This window comes from Escherichia sp. 10290 (assembly GCF_030295155.1).
In the GTDB taxonomy this organism is placed as follows: domain Bacteria; phylum Pseudomonadota; class Gammaproteobacteria; order Enterobacterales; family Enterobacteriaceae; genus Escherichia; species Escherichia coli_F.
In genome coordinates this window covers 2,867,519-2,890,155 of record NZ_AP025741.1, presented here as the reverse complement: position 1 = coordinate 2,890,155, position 22,637 = coordinate 2,867,519, and the positions used below count along the sequence as shown (strand labels likewise).

Sequence of the window (22,637 nt, the reverse complement as noted above, 5' to 3'; positions counted from 1 at the left end):
CCGATCACATCTCGATTTCAATATCGCCTTTTGCCCGGCAACAACAGGGCAAAATTTCCCCCGGCTGAATAAAGGCCAACGGTTCGGCAATCCAGTCCACCTGGCCTGCAACAAGGCGTGTGCGACAGGAGCCGCAGTAACCTTCGCGGCACTGATACTCAACCGCCACATTGTGGGATTCCAGCGCCGCCAGAAGGGAAGGGTGTTCATCCTGGCACAGCAGCTGTGTGCCAGTGATGCGCAGGGTAACGCGGGCCATCAGAGCTGGAAGTTACTCAAATCGTCGGTGTCCACTTCCGAGTCAATCTGCCCGACCAGATAAGAACTGACTTCCACTTCCTGCGGAGCAACCTGTACGTTATCAGACACCAGCCAGGTGTTGATCCACGGGATCGGGTTGGAGCGTGTCTGGAACGGCAGATCCAAACCGACTGCCTGCATGCGGATATTGGTGATGTATTCAACGTACTGGCAGAGAATGTCTTTATTCAGACCAATCATCGAACCGTCACGGAACAGATAATCCGCCCAGTCTTTCTCTTGCTGTGCCGCCTGGACGAACAGGTCATAGCACTCCTGCTTACATTCTTCGGCAATTTCCGCCATCTCCGGATCATCCGCGCCGCTGCGCAGCAGATTCAGCATATGTTGTGTACCGGTCAGGTGCAGGGCTTCGTCACGGGCAATCAAGCGAATAATCTTGGCGTTGCCTTCCATCAGTTCGCGTTCTGCAAAGGCAAAGGAACAAGCAAAGCTGACGTAGAAGCGGATCGCTTCCAGCGCGTTAACGCTCATCAGGCAGAGATACAGTTTTTTCTTCAGCTCGCGCAGGCTAACGGTTACGGTTTTACCGTTAACGGTGTGGGTGCCTTCGCCCAGCAGATGCCAGTAGCTGGTCATTTCGATCAGTTCATCGTAATAGCTGGAGATCCCTTCCGCACGTTTCTGGATCTGCTCGTTGGTGACGATATCGTCAAACACAACAGACGGATCGTTAACGATATTACGAATGATATGAGTATAGGAACGGGAATGAATTGTTTCTGAGAATGCCCAGGTTTCTACCCAGGTTTCCAGTTCCGGGATCGAGATCAGCGGCAGCAGCGCCACGTTCGGGCTACGACCCTGAATGGAATCCAGCAGCGTCTGATATTTCAGGTTGCTGATAAAGATGTGTTTTTCGTGTTCAGGCAGTGCCTGGTAATCGATACGGTCACGAGAAACGTCAACTTCTTCCGGACGCCAGAAGAAAGAGAGCTGCTTTTCGATCAGCTTTTCGAAGATGTCATATTTTTGCTGATCGTAGCGAGCCACGTTGACCGGCTGACCAAAGAACATCGGTTCTTTCAGCTGATCATTTTTCGTCTGAGAAAAGGTGGTATATGCCATGAATGTGTCCTGTTGGGAGTTTAATGCCGGATAAGGCATTTTACGCCGCATCCTGTGCCTGATGCGACGCTGGCGCGTCTTATCAGGCCTACAAACCGAGCCGTAGGCCGGATAAGGCGTTCACGCCGCATCCGGCATCTCAATATCAGATCTTACATGCGCCGCTTTCGCAGCCATCGTCCTGAATTGACGGCACCAGATCGTCTTGTGCGTCTTCTGCACCGTCACGGGTGTTCTGATAATACAGCGTTTTGACCCCGAATTTGTAGGCGGTGAGCAAGTCTTTCAGCAGTTGCTGCATCGGCACTTTTCCTGACGGGAAGCGTGACGGATCGTAGTTGGTGTTAGCAGAGATCGACTGATCGATAAATTTCTGCATGATCCCCACCAGTTGCAGGTAGCCATCGTTACCCGGCATTTCCCACAGCAGCTCATAGGCGTCGTGCAGATGCTCGTAGTCCGGCACCACCTGGCGCAGAATACCGTCTTTCGACGCTTTGATGCTGACGTAACCACGCGGCGGTTCAATACCGTTAGTGGCGTTAGAGATCTGCGAAGAAGTCTCTGACGGCATCAGAGCAGAAAGCGTGGAGTTACGCAGGCCGTGCGTTTTGATTGACTCACGCAGTGCTTCCCAGTCGTAATGCAGCGGCTCATTAGCGATGGCATCCAGATCTTTCTTATAGGTATCGATCGGCAGGATCCCTTTCGCGTAAGTGGTTTCGTTAAACCACGGGCACGCGCCTTGCTCTTTCGCCAGCTCATTAGACGCTTTCAGCAGGTAATACTGAATGGCTTCGAAGGTTTTATGCGTCAGGTTGTTGGCGCTGCCGTCGGAGTAGCGTTTACCGTGCTTCGCCAGGTAGTAAGCGAAGTTGATCACACCAATACCCAGCGTACGACGACCCATCGCTCCACGTTTGGCGGCCGGGATCGGGTAATCCTGATAATCCAGCAGCGCGTCGAGTGCGCGTACCGCCAGAATTGCCAGCTCTTCCAGTTCATCCAGGCTGTTAATTGCGCCCAGGTTGAAAGCAGAAAGCGTACACAGCGCGATTTCACCGTTCTCGTCGTTGACGTCGTTCAGTGGTTTGGTCGGCAGGGCGATTTCCAGGCACAGGTTAGACTGGCGCACTGGTGCAATAGCCGGATCAAACGGGCTGTGGGTGTTGCAGTGGTCTACGTTCTGAATATAGATACGACCGGTAGACGCACGTTCCTGCATCATCAGCGAGAACAGCTCAACGGCTTTCACACGCTGCTTGCGGATGCTGTCGTCTTTCTCATATTTGGTGTACAGGCGTTCAAACTCTTCCTGATCGGCGAAGAACGCGTCGTACAGCCCCGGTACGTCGGACGGGCTGAACAGGGTGATATCTTCACCTTTCAGCAGACGGGTATACATCAGTTTGTTGATTTGTACCCCGTAGTCCATATGACGCACGCGGTTGCCTTCCACCCCACGGTTGTTTTTCAACACCAGCAGGCTTTCCACTTCCAGATGCCACATCGGGTAGAACAGTGTTGCCGCACCGCCGCGCACACCGCCCTGAGAGCAAGATTTCACTGCCGTCTGGAAATGTTTGTAGAACGGAATACAACCGGTGTGGAACGCTTCGCCACCGCGAATCGGGCTACCCAGCGCACGAATACGCCCGGCGTTGATACCGATCCCGGCACGCTGGGAAACGTATTTAACAATCGCGCTGGAGGTGGCGTTGATGGAATCCAGGCTGTCGCCGCACTCAATTAGCACGCAGGAGCTGAACTGACGAGTCGGGGTACGCACGCCGGACATGATTGGCGTCGGCAGCGAAATTTTAAATGTGGAAACCGCGTCGTAAAAACGCTTCACGTATTGCAGGCGCGTTTCACGCGGGTAGTTCGAGAACAGGCACGCAGCAACCAGAATATAAAGGAACTGGGCGCTCTCATAGATTTCGCCGGTCACGCGGTTCTGTACCAGATATTTGCCTTCCAGCTGCTTAACGGCAGCATAAGAGAAGGTCATATCACGGTCGTGATCGATAAACGTGTCCATCTGCTTGAACTCTTCTTCCGTGTAGTCTTCCAGCAGATGATTATCGTATTTGCCCATCTCGACCATTTTCACCACGTGGTCGTACAGCGCAGGCGGCTCAAACTGGCCGTAGGCTTTTTTACGCAGGTGGAAGATCGCCAGGCGCGCGGCGAGATACTGATAATCCGGCGCATCACGGGAGATCAGGTCTGCGGCAGCCTTGATAATGGTTTCGTGGATGTCAGAGGTCTTGATACCGTCATAAAATTGAATGTGGGAGCGCAGCTCGACCTGGGAAATCGAAACGTTATGCAGTCCTTCTGCCGCCCAATCCAGAACGCGATGGATTTTGTCGAGATTGATGCGCTCTGTGCTACCGTCGCGCTTTGTCACCAGCAGATTCTGATTCATGTATGTCGTACCTGTTTTTGGAATTCTTCCGCAATAGCTTCATGCAGACTACCTGTAGTGAGGGAAGCTGCTAAGAACACTATATATAGGGGGTATGTTTGGGATTCACTGCAAGATAGTGTGAAAATGGCCCTCTTGCAAGTGCATAACTTTGTGGATAACTCAGGAAGGAAAAAGTGGCTTTCGCGCACCTTAGGTCAGACAAGGTGTCCGGGAAAGTCAATGGGAAGAGAAAAATTTGTTAAAAATAACTGTTCGGCGATTTCTTGAACGGCAGAATAGTATGGGTAAATTGATATAGATGGTTTATTAATCTTGTTGCTAATGATTGCCAAAATTGATCTAAGCACGAGTCATCACATAATCTGATGTATCAGCTGTGGTCAATATATAAGCGAATGTAAGCGATTGTTGAGTCGAAATGGTTGTTTTATATTCGTTTGTTGTTAAATACCAAGCCAATTTGTTACTTTTGCATATATTATAAGAATATTATTTATTACTTTAATTCAGTTTAAATATAACCGATTTACCTTAAGGTTATTAATTTGAATTATGATACACTGATATTATTCATCAAGTAATAACAAAATAGTCATTGCACCGAGTTATACAATTTACAAAAGAAAGATACCCCATATCACATAATGCGATTAAATACGCCTTCTCATAGAAAAGGATGGTTAGGGTAATATGCGGATTATTTTTCTACGTAAGGAGTATTTATCTTTACTCCCGTCAATGATTGCGTCTCTCTTCTCCACTAATGGTATCGCAGCGGTTATTGATTCATGCCAGGGATATGATATCAAAGCGAGCTGTCAGGCCAGCAGGCAAAGCCTTTCAGGCATTACGCAGGACTGGAGCATCGCCGATGGGCAATGGGTGATTTTTTCGGGTATGGCCAATAATGCCAGCGGTGGCGCCGTATTTTTGCAACAAGGAGCGGAGTTTTCTCTATCGCCAGAAAATGAAACTGGAATGACTCTGTTTGCCAATAATACTGTCTCAGGAGAATATAATAATGGCGGGGCAATATTTGCTAAAGAAAACTCAACGATAAATATTGAGAATGTTATTTTCGACAGTAATGTTGCTGGGGGCTATGGCGGAGCAATCTATTCTGCCGGTACCAACGATACTGGTGTCGCCGATTTACGTATCACTAACGCCGTATTTCTCAATAACATCGCTAATGACGGCAAAGGCGGTGCACTTTATACCATCAATAATGATGTCTATTTAAGTGATGATGTTTTTAATAATAACCAGGCATATACATCAACAAGTTACAGTGATGGCGATGGCGGCGCAATCGATATCACTGATAATAATAGCGACAGCAAGCATCCATCAGGTTATACGATAATAAATAACACCGCCTTTACAAATAACACTGCCGAAGGTTATTGCGGGGCAATTTATACCAATAGCGCGACGGCTTCCTATCTTATTGATATTTCAGTTGATGACAGCGACAGCCAGAACAACGGTGTTTTAGTGGATCAGAACAACAGCGCAGCAGGCTATGGCGATGCATCATCGGCGGTGGCGGGAGGCTTCATGTTCATTGATTCAAGTCAGGTCAGATTTGACATCGCGGCCAATAAAACTCTGGTCATCGGCAACATGAGTAACGATGGTGAGATCGATTCCATTGCCGGAAACAGTAGCTAAGTGTTGCTGTTCATAGCACGCCAGCATTAGATCTGAATTATTATCACGAGCCCCATTCGGTGGAAATTGAAGACGGTGGCAGCAATATCAGCGACGATGCGGCTAAGCAGCGTGGCGTGGCAGAAAGGGAGTAATGATTTTGCCCAGACGGCAGGGTTTTTATCGATGACGATAAAATGGTAATTGCTGTCCGCCTGGTATTGTTACCGGATGCAGTGCGAGCACTTTATCCGGCCAACAACCTCACTTATTCTGCGTGTGCAGCATATAGTTCACATCGACGCCGGGGCCGAGCTTAAAAGTATTAGTGATCGGGTTGTAATGCAGTCCGATCATATGCCGTTCTTTTAGACTGGTCTGATCCACCCAGCCCAGCAATTCTGCCGGTTTAATAAACTTCTTCACATCATGCGTACCTTTAGGCACCATGCGCAAAATATATTCAGCACCAACCACCGCCATCAGCCATGACTTGCCGTTGCGGTTAAGCGTCGAGAAAAAGACATCGCCGCCCGGTTTCACCAGTTGCGCACAGGCTCTGACCACTGACTGCGGATCGGGGACGTGCTCCAGCATCTCCATGCAGGTCACCACATCATAATGCCCGGCATGTTTTGCCGCGTGCTCTTCCACGGTTTCCTGCACGTAATCCACCTGAATGCCACTTTCCAGCGCGTGCAACTTTGCCACCTGCAATGGCTCAAAGCCCATATCCAGACCGGTCACCGTCGCGCCTTCGCGCGCCATACTCTCGGCCAGAATGCCGCCGCCACAACCGACATCGAGCACCTTTTTGCCAAATAAACCGCCAGCACGCTCGGCAATATAGCCCAGACGCAGCGGGTTAATGCGGTGCAGCGGTTTGAACTCACCTTCCAGATCCCACCAGCGGGAGGCGACGGCTTCAAATTTAGCGATCTCTTCGTGGTCTACGTTAGGGGTTACCGGCGATTTTTCGGCATTCATTGGCACTTCTACTCCGTAATTGGCAAGACAAACGAGTATATCAGGCATTGGATGTGAATAAAGCGTATAGGTTTACCTCAATCTGCGCGGCTGTGTTATAATTTGCGACCTTTGAATCCGGGATACAGTAGAGGGATAGCGGTTAGATGAGCGACCTTGCGAGAGAAATTACACCGGTCAACATTGAGGAAGAGCTGAAGAGCTCCTATCTGGATTATGCGATGTCGGTCATTGTTGGCCGTGCGCTGCCGGATGTCCGAGATGGCCTGAAGCCGGTACACCGTCGCGTACTTTACGCCATGAACGTACTAGGCAATGACTGGAACAAAGCCTATAAAAAATCTGCCCGTGTCGTTGGTGACGTAATCGGTAAATACCATCCCCATGGTGACTCGGCGGTTTATGACACGATCGTCCGTATGGCGCAGCCATTCTCGCTGCGTTACATGCTGGTAGACGGTCAGGGTAACTTCGGTTCCATCGACGGCGACTCTGCGGCGGCAATGCGTTATACGGAAATCCGTCTGGCGAAAATTGCCCATGAACTGATGGCCGATCTCGAAAAAGAGACGGTCGATTTCGTTGATAACTATGACGGCACGGAAAAAATTCCGGACGTCATGCCGACCAAAATTCCTAACCTGCTGGTGAACGGTTCTTCCGGTATCGCCGTAGGTATGGCAACCAACATCCCGCCACACAACCTGACGGAAGTCATCAACGGTTGTCTGGCGTATATCGATGATGAAGACATCAGCATTGAAGGGCTGATGGAACACATCCCGGGGCCGGACTTCCCGACGGCGGCAATCATTAACGGTCGTCGCGGTATCGAAGAAGCTTACCGTACCGGTCGCGGCAAGGTATATATCCGCGCCCGTGCGGAAGTGGAAGTTGACGCCAAAACCGGGCGTGAAACCATTATCGTCCACGAAATTCCGTATCAGGTGAACAAAGCGCGCCTGATCGAAAAAATTGCGGAACTGGTAAAAGAAAAACGCGTGGAAGGCATCAGCGCGCTGCGTGACGAGTCTGACAAAGACGGTATGCGCATCGTGATTGAAGTCAAACGCGATGCGGTCGGTGAAGTGGTGCTCAACAACCTCTACTCCCAGACCCAGTTGCAGGTTTCTTTCGGTATCAACATGGTGGCATTGCACCATGGTCAGCCGAAGATCATGAACCTGAAAGACATCATCGCTGCGTTTGTTCGTCACCGCCGTGAAGTGGTGACCCGTCGTACTATTTTCGAACTGCGTAAAGCTCGCGATCGTGCTCATATCCTTGAAGCATTAGCCGTGGCGCTGGCGAACATCGACCCGATCATCGAACTGATCCGTCATGCGCCGACGCCTGCAGAAGCGAAAACGGCGCTGGTTGCTAATCCGTGGCAGCTGGGCAACGTTGCCGCGATGCTGGAACGTGCGGGCGATGATGCTGCGCGTCCGGAATGGCTGGAGCCAGAGTTCGGCGTGCGTGACGGTCTGTACTACCTGACCGAACAGCAAGCTCAGGCAATTCTGGATCTGCGTCTGCAGAAACTGACCGGCCTTGAGCACGAAAAACTGCTCGATGAATACAAAGAGCTGCTGGATCAGATCGCGGAACTGTTGCGTATTCTTGGTAGCGCCGATCGTCTGATGGAAGTGATCCGCGAAGAGCTGGAGCTGGTTCGTGAACAGTTCGGTGACAAACGTCGTACTGAAATCACCGCCAACAGCGCAGACATCAACCTGGAAGATCTGATTACTCAGGAAGATGTGGTAGTGACGCTCTCTCACCAGGGCTACGTGAAGTACCAGCCGCTTTCTGAATACGAAGCGCAGCGTCGTGGCGGGAAAGGTAAATCTGCCGCACGTATTAAAGAAGAAGACTTTATTGACCGACTGCTGGTGGCGAACACCCACGACCATATTCTGTGCTTCTCCAGCCGTGGTCGCGTCTATTCGATGAAAGTCTATCAGTTGCCGGAAGCCACTCGTGGCGCGCGCGGTCGTCCGATCGTCAACCTGCTGCCGCTGGAGCAGGACGAACGTATCACCGCGATCCTGCCGGTGACTGAGTTTGAAGAAGGTGTGAAAGTCTTCATGGCGACCGCTAACGGTACTGTGAAGAAAACCGTCCTCACCGAGTTCAACCGTCTGCGTACCGCTGGTAAAGTGGCGATCAAACTGGTTGACGGCGATGAGCTGATCGGCGTTGACCTGACCAGCGGCGAAGACGAAGTAATGCTGTTCTCCGCTGAAGGTAAAGTGGTGCGCTTTAAAGAGTCTTCTGTCCGTGCGATGGGCTGCAACACCACCGGTGTTCGCGGTATTCGCTTAGGTGAAGGCGATAAAGTCGTCTCTCTGATCGTACCGCGTGGCGATGGCGCAATTCTCACCGCAACGCAAAACGGTTACGGTAAACGTACTGCGGTAGCGGAATACCCGACTAAGTCGCGTGCGACGAAAGGGGTTATCTCCATCAAGGTTACCGAACGTAACGGTTTAGTGGTTGGCGCGGTGCAGGTAGATGACTGCGACCAGATCATGATGATCACCGATGCCGGTACGCTGGTACGTACTCGCGTTTCTGAAATCAGCATCGTGGGCCGTAACACCCAGGGCGTGATCCTTATCCGTACTGCGGAAGATGAAAACGTGGTGGGTCTGCAACGTGTTGCTGAACCGGTTGACGAGGAAGATCTGGATACCATCGACGGCAGTGCTGCGGAAGGGGACGATGAAATCGCTCCGGAAGTGGACGTTGACGACGAGCCAGAAGAAGAATAATTTCATCGCCTCATGCCAAAAGGGAGTTATCTCCCTTTTTTGAATTGAAGTCCAGGCTGCAAAGTCTGGGCTTTTGTCGTATTAGGGCGCGGTAAAGTTTTGCTGTACCCATAAAAAATGGCTGGCTTTACACAAGGAATGTGGCAATGGGTAGTGAAAAAAAGGCGAAAGGCTGGCGGTTCTATGGTCTTGTAGGTTTTGGCGCAATAGTACTGCTTTCCGCTGGTGTCTGGGCATTGCAATATGCTGGTAGTGGGCCAGAAAAAACGTTGTTGCCGCTGGTGGTACACAACAATCTGCAAATCGATCTCAATGAGCCGGATCTCTTTCTCGATAGCGACTCTCTAAGCCAGCTTCCCAAAGATCTTCTTACTATTCCTTTTCTTCACGATGTTCTAAGCGAAGATTTCGTTTTTTATTATCAGAACCATGCCGACCGTCTGGGCATTGAAGGCAGCATTCGCCGCATTGTCTACGAACACGATCTCACACTAAAAGATAAGCTCTTTTCGTCACTCTTAGATCAGCCCGCGCAGGCGGCGCTATGGCACGATAAACAAGGCCATCTTTCTCATTATATGGTGCTGATCCAGCGAAGTGGTTTAAGCAAGCTGCTGGAGCCATTGCTGTTTGCCGCTACCAGCGACAGCCAGTTAAGTAAAACGGAAATCAGTAGTATTAAGCTAAATAGTGAAACCATCCCGGTTTATCAGTTGCGCTATAACGGCAATAACGCCCTGATGTTCGCAACTTATCAGGACAAGATGCTGGTGTTTTCCAGCACGGACATGCTGTTTAAAGATGATCAGCAGGATACCGAAGCCACGGCGATCGCAAGTGATTTGTTGAGCGGTAAAAAACGCTGGCAAGCCAGCTTTGGCCTGGAAGAGCGTACTGCCGAAAAAACGCCAGTACGCCAGCGCATCGTGGTCAGTGCAAATTTGCTGGGTTTTGGCTACCAGCGATTAATGCCTTCTTTTGCTGGTGTGCGCTTCGAAATGAGCAACGACGGCTGGCACAGTTTTCTGGCGTTAAATGATGAATCCGCAAGCGTAGATGCCAGTTTCGATTTTACGCCTGTATGGAACAGTATGCCCGCAGGGGCCAGCTTCTGTGTGGCGGTGCCTTATTCACATGGTATTGCTGAAGAGATGCTTTCCCACATCAGCCAGGAAAACGACAAGCTCAACGGGGCGTTAGACGGTGCTGCGGGGCTGTGCTGGTATGAAGATTCAAAATTGCAAACCCCGCTGTTTGTCGGTCAGTTTGATGGCTCAGCCGAACAGGCACAACTGCCTGGAAAACTGTTTACGCAAAATATTGGTGCGCACGAAAGCAAAGCGCCAGAAGGTGTTTTGCCGGTAAACCAGACTCAGCAGGGCGAAGCGCAAATCTGGCGTCGCGAAGTGAGTTCCCGATACGGCCAGTATCCGAAAGCACAGGCGGCGCAACCAGATCAATTAATGTCGGATTATTTTTTCCGCGTGTCGCTGGCGATGCAAAACAAGACGATGCTTTTCTCCCTCGATGACACGCTGGTCAATAACGCGTTGCAAACACTGAATAAAACCCGCCCGGCAATGGTGGATGTGATACCCACTGAAGGCATTGTTCCGGTCTATATCAATCCACAAGGCGTGGCGAAACTGCTGCGTAACGAAACGCTGACCAGTCTGCCGAAGAATCTCGAACCGGTTTTTTATAACGCCGCACAAACTTTATTAATGCCGAAGCTGGACGCTTTATCTCAACAACCGCGTTATGTCATGAAGCTGGCCCAGATGGAACCCGGTGCCGCCTGGCAGTGGCTACCCATTACCTGGCAGCCACTATGAGGCACGGGCTGCTGGCGCTGATTTGCTGGCTGTGTTGTGTTGTTGCTCATAGCGAAATGCTGAATGTCGAACAATCGGGGCTGTTTCGCGCCTGGTTTGTGCGCATTGCACAGGAACAGCTTCGCCAGGGGCCAAGTCCGCGCTGGTATCAGCAGGATTGTGCGGGCCTGGTGCGATTTTCGGCGAACGAGGCGCTGAAAGTTCACGACAGCAAATGGCTAAAAAGTAACGGTATAGCAAGTCAGTATTTGCCGCCTGAAATGACGCTAACACCTGAACAGCGTCAACTGGCGCAAAACTGGAATCAGGGGAACGGAAAAACCGGCCCCTATGTGACCGCGATTAATTTGATTCAGTACAACAGCCAATTTATTGGCCAGGACATAAACCAGGCGTTGCCTGGCGATATGATTTTTTTCGATCAGGGCGATGCCCAGCACTTAATGGTCTGGATGGGGCGTTACGTCATCTACCACACCGGAAGCGCCACGAAAACTGACAACGGAATGCGCGCAGTCAGTCTGCAACAACTTATGACATGGAAGGACACCCGATGGATACCCAACGATTCCAATCCCAATTTCATTGGCATTTATCGTTTAAATTTTCTGGCGCGATAGCAGCGTGCTTGTGCCTGTCTCTTGTGGGAACAGGGCTTGCTAATGCTGATGATTCGCTTCCTTCCAGTAACTATGCGCCACCCGCCGGGGGAACATTCTTTTTGCTCGCTGACAGCAGTTTTAGCAGCAGTGAAGAGGCGAAAGTGCGACTGGAAGCGCCGGGGCGTGATTATCGGCGTTACCAGATGGAAGAGTACGGCGGCGTGGACGTTCGCCTGTATCGTATTCCTGACCCGATGGCATTTTTGCGCCAGCAGAAAAACCTGCATCGCATTGTGGTGCAACCGCAATATCTGGGCGACGGGCTGAACAATACGCTAACCTGGCTGTGGGATAACTGGTATGGCAAATCTCGCCGTGTAATGCAGCGTACTTTCTCTTCTCAGTCACGGCAGAATGTGACTCAGGCGTTACCCGAATTACAGCTCGGTAATGCCATTGTTAAACCTTCCCGTTATGTACAGAACAGCCAGTTTTCACCGCTGAAAAAATATCCACTGGTGGAACAGTTCCGCTATCCACTATGGCAGGCAAAACCGGTCGAGCCGCAGCAAGGGGTAAAACTGGAAGGCGCATCCAGCAATTTCATCTCGCCGCAGCCGGGCAACATCTATATTCCTCTCGGCAAACAAGAGCCGGGACTGTATCTCGTCGAGGCGATGGTCGGTGGGTATCGGGCAACGACGGTGGTATTTGTCTCCGATACCGTGGCGCTTAGCAAAGTGTCAGGCAACGAACTTCTGGTGTGGACTGCTGGCAAAAAACAGGGTGAAGCGAAGCCAGGCTCAGAGATCCTGTGGACTGACGGTCTTGGCGTGATGACTCGCGGTGTGACCGATGACAGCGGTACCTTGCAGTTACAACATATATCGCCGGAACGTTCATACATTCTGGGTAAAGATGCAGAAGGCGGCGTTTTTGTCTCCGAGAATTTTTTCTACGAAAGTGAAATCTACAATACCCGCTTGTATATCTTTACTGATCGCCCGCTATATCGCGCAGGCGATCGTGTCGATGTTAAAGTGATGGGCCGCGAGTTCCACGATCCGTTGCATTCATCCCCTATCGTCAGCGCACCGGCGAAACTTTCAGTGCTGGATGCTAATGGCAGCCTGTTGCAAACCGTCAATGTCACGCTGGATGCGCGTAATGGCGGGCAGGGGAGTTTCCGCCTGCCAGAAAATGCCGTTGCCGGAGGTTATGAATTACGTCTTGCTTACCGCAATCAGGTCTATAGCAGTAGTTTTCGCGTAGCCAACTATATCAAGCCACATTTCGAGATTGGTTTAGCTCTCGACAAAAAAGAGTTCAAAACAGGCGAAGCGGTTAGCGGCAAACTGCAACTGCTTTACCCTGATGGCGAGCCGGTAAAAGATGCCCGCGTGCAGTTAAGTTTGCGCGCTCAGCAATTATCAATGGTCGGTAACGATTTGCGTTATGCCGGACGTTTCCCGGTGTCGCTGGAAGGCAGTGAAACGGTTTCCGACGATAATGGTCATGTGGCGTTAAATCTCCCCGCCGCCGATAAACCAAGCCGTTATTTGTTAACTGTCTCCGCCAGTGACGGCGCGGCGTATCGTGTTACCACCACCAAAGAGATCCTCATTGAACGTGGTCTGGCGCATTACACTTTGAGCACCGCCGCACAATACAGCAATAGCGGTGAATCGGTTGTTTTCCGTTATGCTGCGCTGGAATCTTCAAAACAGGTTCCTGTTACGTATGAGTGGTTGCGTCTGGAAGACCGCACGAGCCACAGCGGAGATCTACCTTCTGGCGGCAAATCCTTTACCGTCAATTTCGATAAACCAGGCAATTACAACCTGACGTTACGCGATAAAGACGGCTTAATTCTCGCCGGGTTAAGCCATGCCGTCAGCGGTAAGGGCAGCACGGCGCATACTGGTACGGTAGATATCGTGGCGGATAAAACGCTGTACCAGCCAGGCGAAACCGCGAAGATGCTGATTACCTTCCCGGAGCCAATTGATGAAGCGTTATTGACGCTGGAACGCGATCGCGTTGAACAGCAGTCGCTGCTATCGCATCCGGCAAACTGGCTGACGTTACAACGTTTAAACGATACCCAGTATGAAGCCCGCGTACCGGTGAACAATTCCTTTGCGCCTAACATCACTTTTTCGGTGCTGTATACCCGTAACGGTCAGTACAGTTTTCAGAACGCCGGGATCAAAGTTGCCGTTCCCCAGTTGGATATCCGGGTGAAAACGGACAAAACCCATTACCAGCCAGGTGAACTGGTCAATGTCGAATTAACCTCGTTGCTGAAAGGTAAACCAGTTTCTGCGCAGTTAACGGTTGGCGTGGTCGATGAAATGATCTACGCACTGCAACCGGAAATCGCGCCAAATATCGGCAAATTTTTCTATCCGCTGGGGCGTAACAATGTGCGTACCAGCTCCAGCCTGTCATTTATCAGCTACGACCAGGCGCTCTCCAGCGAACCTGTTGCGCCTGGCGCGACTAACCGCAGCGAGCGGCGAGTGAAAATGCTGGAACGTCCACGGCGTGAAGAGGTGGATACCGCTGCCTGGATGCCGTCACTCACAACCGATAAACAAGGCAAAGCGTATTTCACGTTCCTGATGCCTGATTCATTAACCCGTTGGCGCATCACCGCGCGTGGGATGAACGGCGACGGGCTGGTAGGGCAGGGGCGTGCTTATTTGCGTTCGGAAAAAAATCTCTACATGAAGTGGAGTATGCCAACGGTATATCGCATGGGTGACAAACCGGCGGCAGGACTGTTTATCTTCAGTCAGCAGGATAACGAACCGGTGGCGCTGGTGACTAAATTTTCAGGCGCTGAGGTGCGTCAGACGCTGACGTTGCATAAAGGGGCGAATTATATTTCGCTGACGCAGAATATTCAGCAATCTGGCTTGTTAAGTGCAGAACTGCAACAAAATGGGCAAGTGCAGGACAGTATTAGCACAAAACTGTCTTTTGTGGATAACAGCTGGCCCATTGAACAGCAGAAAAACGTCATGCTCGGCGGTGGCGATAACGCACTGATGTTGCCCGAGCAGGCGAGCAATATCCGGTTGCAAAGTAGCGAAACGCCGCAGGAGATTTTCCGTAACAATCTTGATGCGTTAGTCGATGAACCGTGGGGTGGCGTGATCAACACCGGTAGCCGTCTGATCCCGCTCAGTCTCGCCTGGCGTTCACTTGCCGATCATCAAAGTGCCGCCGCTAACGACATTCGTCAGAGGATTCAGGATAACCGTTTGCGGCTGATGCAACTGGCGGGGCCAGGAGCGCGCTTTACCTGGTGGGGTGAAGATGGCAATGGCGACGCATTCCTCACGGCATGGGCATGGTACGCCGACTGGCAGGCCAGCCAGGCGCTCGGCGTAACGCAACAACCGGAATACTGGCAGCATATGCTCGACAGCTACGCGGAGCAGGCGGATAACATGCCGTTATTGCATCGGGCGCTGGTGCTGGCGTGGGCGCAGGAGATGAATCTGCCGTGCAAAACGTTGTTGAAAGGGTTGGACGAAGCTATCGCCCGGCGCGGAACTAAAACTAAAGATTTCTCTGAGGCAGACACCAGCGATATCAATGACAGTCTGATCCTCGATACACCTGAATCTCCACTGGCAGATGCGGTGGCAAACGTCTTAACCATGACGTTGCTGAAAAAAGCGCAGTTGAAGTCCACTGTGATGCCACAGGTTCAGCAGTATGCGTGGGATAAAGCAGCAAACAGTAACCAGCCGCTGGCGCACACGGTTGTGCTGCTCAATAGCGGAGGCGACACCACCCAGGCTGCCGCTATTTTAAGTGGTTTAACCGCTGAACAATCCACTATTGAGCGCGCGCTGGCAATGAACTGGCTGGCGAAATATATGGCGACGATGCCTCCGGTTACGTTACCTGCTCCTGCGGGCGCATGGGCCAAACATAAGTTAACCGGAGTGGGTGAATACTGGCGTTGGGTTGGTCAGGGCGTGCCGGATATTCTCTCTTTTGGTGACGAATTACCGCCGCAAAACGTGCAGGTTCGCTGGCGTGAACCGGCAAAAACGGCTCAACAAAGTAACATTCCGGTGACCATTGAACGACAGTTGTATCGGCTTATCCCGGGTGAAGAAGAGATGAGCTTTACTCTGCAGCCGCTGACCAGCAATGAGATTGACAGCGATGCGCTGTATCTCGATGAAATCACGCTTACCAGCGAGCAGGATGCAGTTCTACGCTACGGTCAGGTGGAAGTACCGCTCCCGCCGGGGGCTGACGTTGAGCGGACAACGTGGGGCATTTCGGTCAATAAACCCAACGCCGCGAAACAGCAGGGGCAGTTGCTGGAAAAAGCGCGCAATGAAATGGGTGAACTGGCCTATATGGTGCCGGTAAAAGAACTGACGGGAACGGTCACCTTCCGCCATTTGCTGCGTTTCTCGCAAAAAGGGCAATTCGTTCTGCCTCCTGCTCGTTATGTGCGTTCCTATGCACCTGCACAGCAAAGTGTTGCGGCAGGGAGCGAATGGACCGGGATGCAGGTGAAATAAGTGAACTGGCGCAGAATCGTCTGGCTATTAGCGTTGGTTACTCTGCCTACGCTTGCGGAGGAGACGCCGTTACAACTGGCGCTGCGGGGCGCGCAGCACGATCAACTGTATCAGCTGTCGTCATCAGGCGTGACCAAAGTCTCGGCATTACCTGACACACTCACCACGCCGTTAGGGAGTTTGTGGAAACTGTATGTTTACGCCTGGCTGGAGGATACCCATCAACCAGAGCAGCCCTACCAGTGTCGCGGAAACTCCCCGGAAGAGGTTTATTGTTGTCAGGCTGGGGAGAGCATAACGCGCGATACCGCGCTGGTACGCTCCTGTGGACTCTATTTTGCGCCGCAACGGTTGCATATTGGTGCAGATGTTTGGGGGCAATACTGGCAACAGCGTCAGGCACCTGCGTGGTTAGCGTCTCTTCCGACGCTGAAGCCAGAAACCTCGGTAACGGTTAAATCGCTGCTTGATTCATTAGCGACGTTACCCGCGCAAAACAAAGCTCAGGAAATCTTACTGGATGTGGTGCTGGACGAGGCGAAAATCGGTGTCGCATCCATGCTCGGTAGTCGGGTAAGGGTAAAAACCTGGAGCTGGTTTGCCGATGATAAACAGGAAATCCGTCAGGGTGGTGTTGCCGGCTGGTTAACGGATGGTACACCGCTGTGGGTTACTGGCAGTGGCACCAGCAAAACGGTACTGACCCGTTATGCGACGGTGCTTAATCGGGTATTGCCAGTGCCGACGCAAGTTGCCAGTGGGCAATGTGTAGAGGTGGAGCTGTTTGCCCGTTATCCGCTGAAGAAAATCACGGCGGAAAAGAGTACGACAGCAGTAAAACCCGGCGTACTTAATGGGCGCTATCGTGTGACGTTTGCCAATGGTAACCACATTACGTTTGTCAGCCACGGTGAGACGACCTTACTGACAGAAAAGGGCAAACTGAAATTGCAGTCGCATCTTGATCGTGAAGAGTACGTTGCCAGAGCACTGGATCGCGAGGCGAAAAGTACGCCCCCTGAGGCAGCGAAAGCTATGACCGTGGCGATTCGCACTTTTTTACAGCAAAACGCCAATCGGGAAGGCGATTGCCTGACCATCCCTGACAGCAGCGCCACGCAGCGTGTTTCTGCTTCGCCAGCTACCACGGGGGCGCGAATGATGACCGCCTGGACGCAGGATCTCATCTATGCGGGCGACCCGGTCCATTATCACGACAGTCGCGCTACCGAAGGGACGCTTTCCTGGCGGCAAGCCACCGCCCAGGCGGGGCAGGGAGAGCGTTACGACCAGATACTCGCGTTTGCTTATCCCGACAACAGCCTTAGCCGCTGGGGATCGCCACGCTCAACCTGCCAGTTATTACCCAAAGCGAAAGCCTGGCTGGCGAAAAAAATGCCGCAGTGGCGGCGTATGTTACAAGGCGAGACGGGGTACAACGAACCAGACGTGTTTGCGGTCTGTCGTTTAGTCTCAGGTTTCCCCTATACCGATCGGCAGCAGAAACGGCTGTTTATTCGTAACTTCTTTACGCTTCAGGATCGGCTGGATTTAACCCATGAGTATCTGCACCTGGCCTTTGATGGTTATCCCACCGGGCTTGATGAGAACTATATCGAAACGCTGACCCGACAATTATTAATGGACTAATGCTATGCGAAAGATTTTTCTTCCGTTGTTACTGGTGGCGCTTTCGCCTGTTGCCCATGGCGAAGGTGTGCAGGAAGTCGAGATTGATGCACCGCTCTCTGGCTGGCATCCGGCAGAGGGTGAAGATGCCAGTTTTTCACAATCGATCAATTACCCGGCGTCGTCCGTCAACATGGCAGATGATCAAAATATCTCAGCGCAGATCCGCGGCAAAATAAAGAATTATGCGGCGGCGGGTAAAGTTCAGCAGGGCCGGTTGGTGGTCAACGGTGCCAGTATGCCGCAGAGAATTGAATCCGATGGTTCATTTGCACGCCCTTATATTTTCACTGAAGGCAGCAACAGCGTGCAGGTCATCAGCCCAGATGGGCAAAGCCGACAAAAAATGCAGTTTTACTCAACGCCGGGGGCTGGAGTGATCCGCGCGCGTTTACGGCTGGTTCTCTCGTGGGATACGGACAATACCGACCTCGATCTTCATGTTGTCACGCCGGATGGTGAACACGCCTGGTACGGTAACACGGTGCTGAAAAACAGTGGTGCACTGGATATGGATGTCACGACGGGTTACGGACCGGAGATTTTCGCCATGCCAGCGCCAGTTCACGGGCGCTATCAGGTATATATCAACTACTATGGTGGACGCAGTGAAACGGAATTGACGACCGCCCAACTGACGCTGATCACCGATGAAGGATCGGTTAATGAGAAACAGGAAACATTTATTGTACCGATGCGTAATGCTGGCGAACTGACGCTGGTGAAAAGTTTTGACTGGTGATTACTGAGGTTATCTTTACTGTCAATGTTCAAGAAAACGCCCGATGACTTTCGCTATCGGGCGTTTTTACATGTTAATTCAATCGTTCAATCACCATCGCAATTCCTTGACCGCCGCCAATGCACAACGTTGCCAGACCCAGCGTTTTATCGCGTGCCTGCATTGCATGTAATAGTGTGACCAGAATACGCGCACCGCTGGCGCCGATAGGATGCCCCAGCGCGATGGCCCCGCCGTTGACATTCACTTTCTCAGGATCAAAGCCCAGTGTTTTCCCAACGGCAAGGAATTGCGCGGCAAATGCTTCATTGGCTTCGATAAGATCAATGTCTGCCAGCTGCAGCCCCGCCAGTTGTAACGCTTTTTGCGTGGCAGGCACTGGTCCCATACCCATCAATGCGGGGGGCACGCCGCCGCTGGCATAACTTTTAATACGTGCCAGGGGATTCAGGCCTGCTGCCAGCGCCGCGGATTCTTCCATAATCACCAGAGCGGCAGCACCGTCGTTAATACCTGACGCGTTCCCGGCGGTGACAGTACCTGCTTTATCGAAGGCCGGACGCAATGCAGCCAGAGCTTCTGTAGTAGAATCTGGTTTCGGGAATTCGTCTTGACTGAAGACGAGGGTTTTCTTCCGGGTGACAACATTTACCGGGACGATTTCGGCTGTAAAAGCACCGGACTCAATTGCGGCAACCGCTTTACGCTGTGAATGTAGCGCCAGTTCATCCTGCATTTCGCGGGTAATCCCGTACTCCTTAGCCACGTTTTCGGCGGTAATTCCCATATGATAACCATGGGTGGCGCACATCAGGCCATCGCGCAGGATTACGTCATAAACCTGTCCGTCTCCCAGACGATAACCCGATCGCGCTTTTGCATCGAGTAAGTAGGGCGCTAAACTCATATTTTCCATACCCCCCGCCACAATGCTCTGCGCCTGACCTGCCTGAATTGCCTGGGCGGCAAGCGCCACGCTTTTCAGACCCGAACCACACACCTTATTGACCGTGAATCCGCACACCGTTTCGGCCAGTCCGCTTTTTAACAGTGCCTGACGCGCCGGATTTTGCCCCAGCCCGGCTTGCAACACGTTACCCATAATCACTTCATCGATATGTTGTGAATCGATTTTTGCGCGTTCAATAGCGGCCTGAATTACTGTTGCTCCCAGATCGATGGCGCTGGTGGAGGCGAGTGAACCATTAAAACTACCGATGGCAGTACGTACCGCACTGACGATGACACAATTTTTCATTTTATATTCCTTCTGTCTGTAAAGTTGCCGTCAGAACAGCGTTAAACCAATGACGAAAATGACGCCGGAGAAGAGCAGGGCAGTGATGCAATAGCCCATGATGTCGCGGACACCGAGTCCGGCGATTGCCAGTGCTGGCAGCGCCCAGAACGGTTGTGCCATGTTCATCCATTGCTCGCCGTAGGCGATCGCCATTACCGATTTACCGAGATCGGCTCCCAGCGCCTGGGCTGCGGGTATCACGAAAGGTCCCTGAATAACCCAGTGACCGCCGCCAGACGGAACGGCGAAGTTAATCAGTGCAGAACTAAAGAAGGTCATTACCGGGAAGGTGTCTTTGTTCGCAACATTGATGAAGAATTCAGTAATGAGTCCGCCCAGACCGGAGTGCTCCATCATCAGTTGGATCCCGGCGTAGAAGGGGAATTGCACCAGAATACCGGCGGTACTGCGTGCTGCCGCGCTGATAGCACGCATATAAGCCATTGGCGTTTTATGTAGCAGCAGACCCGCAATCATAAACATCAGGTTGACGGTATTGATGGTGATGTTGAAGCCATGTTCGCTGAAGTACATCGCCAGGTAAGCGATACCGAGTGCGCCGATGATCAACGTCAGGATGCGACTTTCCTCCAGTCGCTCGGATGGTGGGGCATCTTTCGGTAGCTGCTTCTGAAAATCAGCCTCTTCCATGAGTAGTTTCGGATCGATACTCACCACGTCGGAGGGTTTTGGCATCATCATGCGGGTAATAAATGGCATCACCACAATCAATGCCACAGTGATGAAAATGTTAAAACCACTGAACAGAGTATCGCCCACCGGGATAAGCCCGGCGATATGCTCAACCGGATTGCCCGGTGTGGCAGCCAACAGAGGCATTGAACCAGAGAAACCGCCACCCCAGGTAAGAAAACCAATGTAGGCGCAGGCAATGAGCAACGGATAATCAGAACCGGGTACTCGCCGGGCGACTTCACGGGCGAACATTGCTCCGACAACCAGACCAAATCCCCAGTTGATGACACAAGCGACTGAACCGAAGAAAGTGACCAGCATGACGCCCTGTACGGGCGTCTTTGCGGCGGAAGCGGCAGTACGCAGCAAGCTTTTCACCGGAGCAGAGCTGGCAAGGGCATGACCGGTAACGATGATAAGCGCCATCTGCATACCGAACGCCAGCAAGTTCCAGAAACCGTCCCCCCACATTTTCACCATGCTGATCGGCGTTTGTGGTGTTAACCAAAGCGCGATCACGAACGTTAGCAATGTCAGCAACATGGCAAAGATCAGTGGATCGGGAAGCCACCGGCTGACAAAACGCGTCATAAAACGCGAAATGCGACCAATCATAAATCACCCCGCTGCGTATTCAGATCGGCGGCGACTTCAAACTGAGCTTCGGTTTTGGCACGCACGGTGGCTAAATCACACCCGTCGGCAATTTCGGTGAGCCACATTTTGCCGTCAATGAAACGAAAGACTGCCAGTTCAGTGACCAGCATATGCACCGCGTGTTGCGCAGTGAGCGGCATTGTGCAGCGGCGCAAAATTTTTGCTGAACCATCTTTGGCGCAATGTTCCATGGCAATGATCACTTTGCGTGCCCCGGTCACCAGATCCATCGCGCCACCCATACCGGGCACCATTTTTCCAGGCACTACCCAGTTCGCGAGGTTGGCTTCTTCGTCTACCTGCAAACCACCGAGTACGCAGGCATCAATATGACCACCACGAATCAGCGCAAACGACATTGCGCTGTCGAACATCGCTGCGCCGGGTAAAATGCCGCATGGTTGCCCGCCAGCGTTCACCAGATCTGGATGCGCTGTAGTGACTGGGCCTAAACCGAGGAAGCCATTTTCCGATTGCAGAGTGATATGAATATCCTCCGGTAAATAATTGGCGACCATTGTGGGTAAACCGATCCCTAAGTTAACGATGTCACCATCACGAAGCTCTTGCGCCACACGGCGTGCAATACGTTGTTTCGCATCCATTATTTGCTCTCCTGTGAAACGATGATGTGGTCGATAACGGCACCAGGGGTGACAATATGGTCAGGTTGCAGTTCGCCGGTTTCGACCAGTTCATCTGGCTCCACCAGCGTGATATCAGCCGCAAGGGCAATCAGGGGGTTAAAGTTGCGGGCGCTAAGTTGGTAGGTCAGGTTGCCAAGTGTGTCGCAACGATGGGCGCGAATGAGCGCCAGGTCGGCGCGCAGTGGACGTTCAAGCAGCCAGGTTTTACCGTCGAGTGTCAGCGTCTGTTTGCCTTCCTCTACGACGGTGCCGACACCAGTTGGCGTGAGAAAACCACCAAGTCCAGCTCCACCACAGCGAATTTGCTCAATCAATGTACCTTGCGGTACGAGAACGACCTCCATTTCGCCAGAAATCATGCGCCGTCCGGTTTCCGGGTTGGTGCCGATATGTGAAGCAATTACTTTGCGGACTCGACCATTGACGATGAGCGGACCGATGCCGGTATCAACAAACGCGGTATCATTGGCTATCAATGTCAGGTCGCGAACACCAGATTCCAGTAATGCTTCCACCAGGCGGGATGGAGTGCCAATTCCCATAAATCCGCCCACCATGATGGTCATGCCGTCACGAAAGAAGCTGGAGGCGTCTTGTAATGTCATCAATTTTGTTTTCATTATTTATCCCTCTTGCATACACCGTTGTGGGTACAGTCAGGGAATAGCAAGGGGAG

The 22,637-nt window shown here is 52.0% G+C and carries 15 protein-coding genes and 1 pseudogene; 8 read left to right on the top strand and 8 right to left on the bottom strand.

Going from position 1 to position 22,637, the window contains the following annotated elements; genetic code table 11:
• Positions 1-4 precede the first annotated feature (4 nt).
• The 3 genes from yfaE to nrdA all read right to left on the bottom strand — a co-directional run bounded on the left by yfaE (position 5) and on the right by nrdA (position 3,820).
• Complete coding sequence (gene yfaE / locus QUE74_RS14565; RefSeq protein ID WP_000135040.1) at positions 5-259, bottom strand: ferredoxin-like diferric-tyrosyl radical cofactor maintenance protein YfaE; 255 nt, start codon at positions 257-259, stop codon at positions 5-7.
• On the bottom strand, positions 259-1,389 hold the full coding sequence (gene nrdB, locus QUE74_RS14560; RefSeq protein WP_000332037.1) for a class Ia ribonucleoside-diphosphate reductase subunit beta: 1,131 nt from the start codon (positions 1,387-1,389) through the stop codon (positions 259-261). The genes yfaE and nrdB overlap by 1 nt, the downstream gene beginning before the upstream one ends.
• Before the next feature lie 145 nt (positions 1,390-1,534).
• Positions 1,535-3,820, bottom strand: a complete 2,286-nt coding sequence (nrdA, locus tag QUE74_RS14550; RefSeq protein WP_001075170.1) for a class 1a ribonucleoside-diphosphate reductase subunit alpha — start codon at positions 3,818-3,820, stop codon at positions 1,535-1,537.
• Positions 3,821-3,946: 126 nt separating this feature from the next.
• Here nrdA and ypaB point away from each other — a divergent pair, with 126 nt between their 5' ends.
• Positions 3,947-4,090 (top strand): protein YpaB, encoded by a 144-nt coding sequence (gene ypaB / locus QUE74_RS14545; protein ID WP_001300064.1) that lies wholly within the window; start codon positions 3,947-3,949, stop codon positions 4,088-4,090.
• Positions 4,091-4,513: 423 nt separating this feature from the next.
• Positions 4,514-5,485 (top strand): annotated as a pseudogene (locus QUE74_RS14540) (hypothetical protein); the annotation flags it as partial.
• 255 nt (positions 5,486-5,740) lie between these two features.
• On the opposite strand, the gene ubiG reads toward QUE74_RS14540, so the two are convergent.
• On the bottom strand, positions 5,741-6,463 hold the full coding sequence (gene ubiG, locus QUE74_RS14535) for a bifunctional 2-polyprenyl-6-hydroxyphenol methylase/3-demethylubiquinol 3-O-methyltransferase UbiG (protein WP_000990784.1): 723 nt from the start codon (positions 6,461-6,463) through the stop codon (positions 5,741-5,743).
• 146 nt (positions 6,464-6,609) lie between these two features.
• On the opposite strand from ubiG, the gene gyrA reads away from it, so the two are divergent.
• The 6 genes from gyrA (at position 6,610) to QUE74_RS14505 (ending at position 18,661) form a co-directional block, all read left to right on the top strand.
• Complete coding sequence (gyrA, locus tag QUE74_RS14530; RefSeq protein ID WP_001281242.1) at positions 6,610-9,237, top strand: DNA topoisomerase (ATP-hydrolyzing) subunit A; 2,628 nt, start codon at positions 6,610-6,612, stop codon at positions 9,235-9,237.
• A gap of 146 nt (positions 9,238-9,383) precedes the next feature.
• Entirely contained in the window at positions 9,384-11,072 is a 1,689-nt protein-coding gene (locus QUE74_RS14525; protein WP_000534363.1) for a DUF2138 domain-containing protein, read from the top strand.
• Positions 11,069-11,692: a DUF1175 domain-containing protein gene (locus tag QUE74_RS14520; protein WP_001328405.1), complete on the top strand. Its 624-nt coding sequence runs from the start codon at positions 11,069-11,071 to the stop codon at positions 11,690-11,692. The genes QUE74_RS14525 and QUE74_RS14520 overlap by 4 nt, the downstream gene beginning before the upstream one ends.
• Positions 11,693-11,715: 23 nt before the next feature.
• Positions 11,716-16,230: an alpha-2-macroglobulin family protein gene (locus tag QUE74_RS14515; RefSeq protein WP_000536575.1), complete on the top strand. Its 4,515-nt coding sequence runs from the start codon at positions 11,716-11,718 to the stop codon at positions 16,228-16,230.
• Positions 16,231-17,880, top strand: a complete 1,650-nt coding sequence (locus QUE74_RS14510; protein WP_001104500.1) for a YfaQ family protein — start codon at positions 16,231-16,233, stop codon at positions 17,878-17,880. It abuts the gene before it with no gap.
• Between the two features lie 4 nt (positions 17,881-17,884).
• Positions 17,885-18,661 (top strand): YfaP family protein, encoded by a 777-nt coding sequence (locus QUE74_RS14505; protein WP_001225827.1) that lies wholly within the window; start codon positions 17,885-17,887, stop codon positions 18,659-18,661.
• Positions 18,662-18,734: 73 nt separating this feature from the next.
• Here QUE74_RS14505 and atoB read toward each other — a convergent pair whose 3' ends face one another.
• Genes atoB through atoD form a run of 4 tightly spaced genes read right to left on the bottom strand, consistent with a single transcriptional unit; the run spans position 18,735 to position 22,581 of the window.
• Entirely contained in the window at positions 18,735-19,919 is a 1,185-nt protein-coding gene (gene atoB, locus QUE74_RS14500; protein WP_000786554.1) for an acetyl-CoA acetyltransferase, read from the bottom strand.
• A gap of 30 nt (positions 19,920-19,949) precedes the next feature.
• A complete protein-coding gene (locus tag QUE74_RS14495; protein WP_000580275.1) occupies positions 19,950-21,272 on the bottom strand; it encodes a TIGR00366 family protein in 1,323 nt (440 codons plus the stop codon).
• A complete protein-coding gene (gene atoA / locus QUE74_RS14490) occupies positions 21,269-21,919 on the bottom strand; it encodes an acetate CoA-transferase subunit beta (protein WP_000339050.1) in 651 nt (216 codons plus the stop codon). The genes QUE74_RS14495 and atoA overlap by 4 nt, the downstream gene beginning before the upstream one ends.
• Positions 21,919-22,581: an acetate CoA-transferase subunit alpha gene (gene atoD / locus QUE74_RS14485; RefSeq protein WP_000850526.1), complete on the bottom strand. Its 663-nt coding sequence runs from the start codon at positions 22,579-22,581 to the stop codon at positions 21,919-21,921. The genes atoA and atoD overlap by 1 nt, the downstream gene beginning before the upstream one ends.
• Between the last annotated feature and the right edge of the window lie 56 nt (positions 22,582-22,637).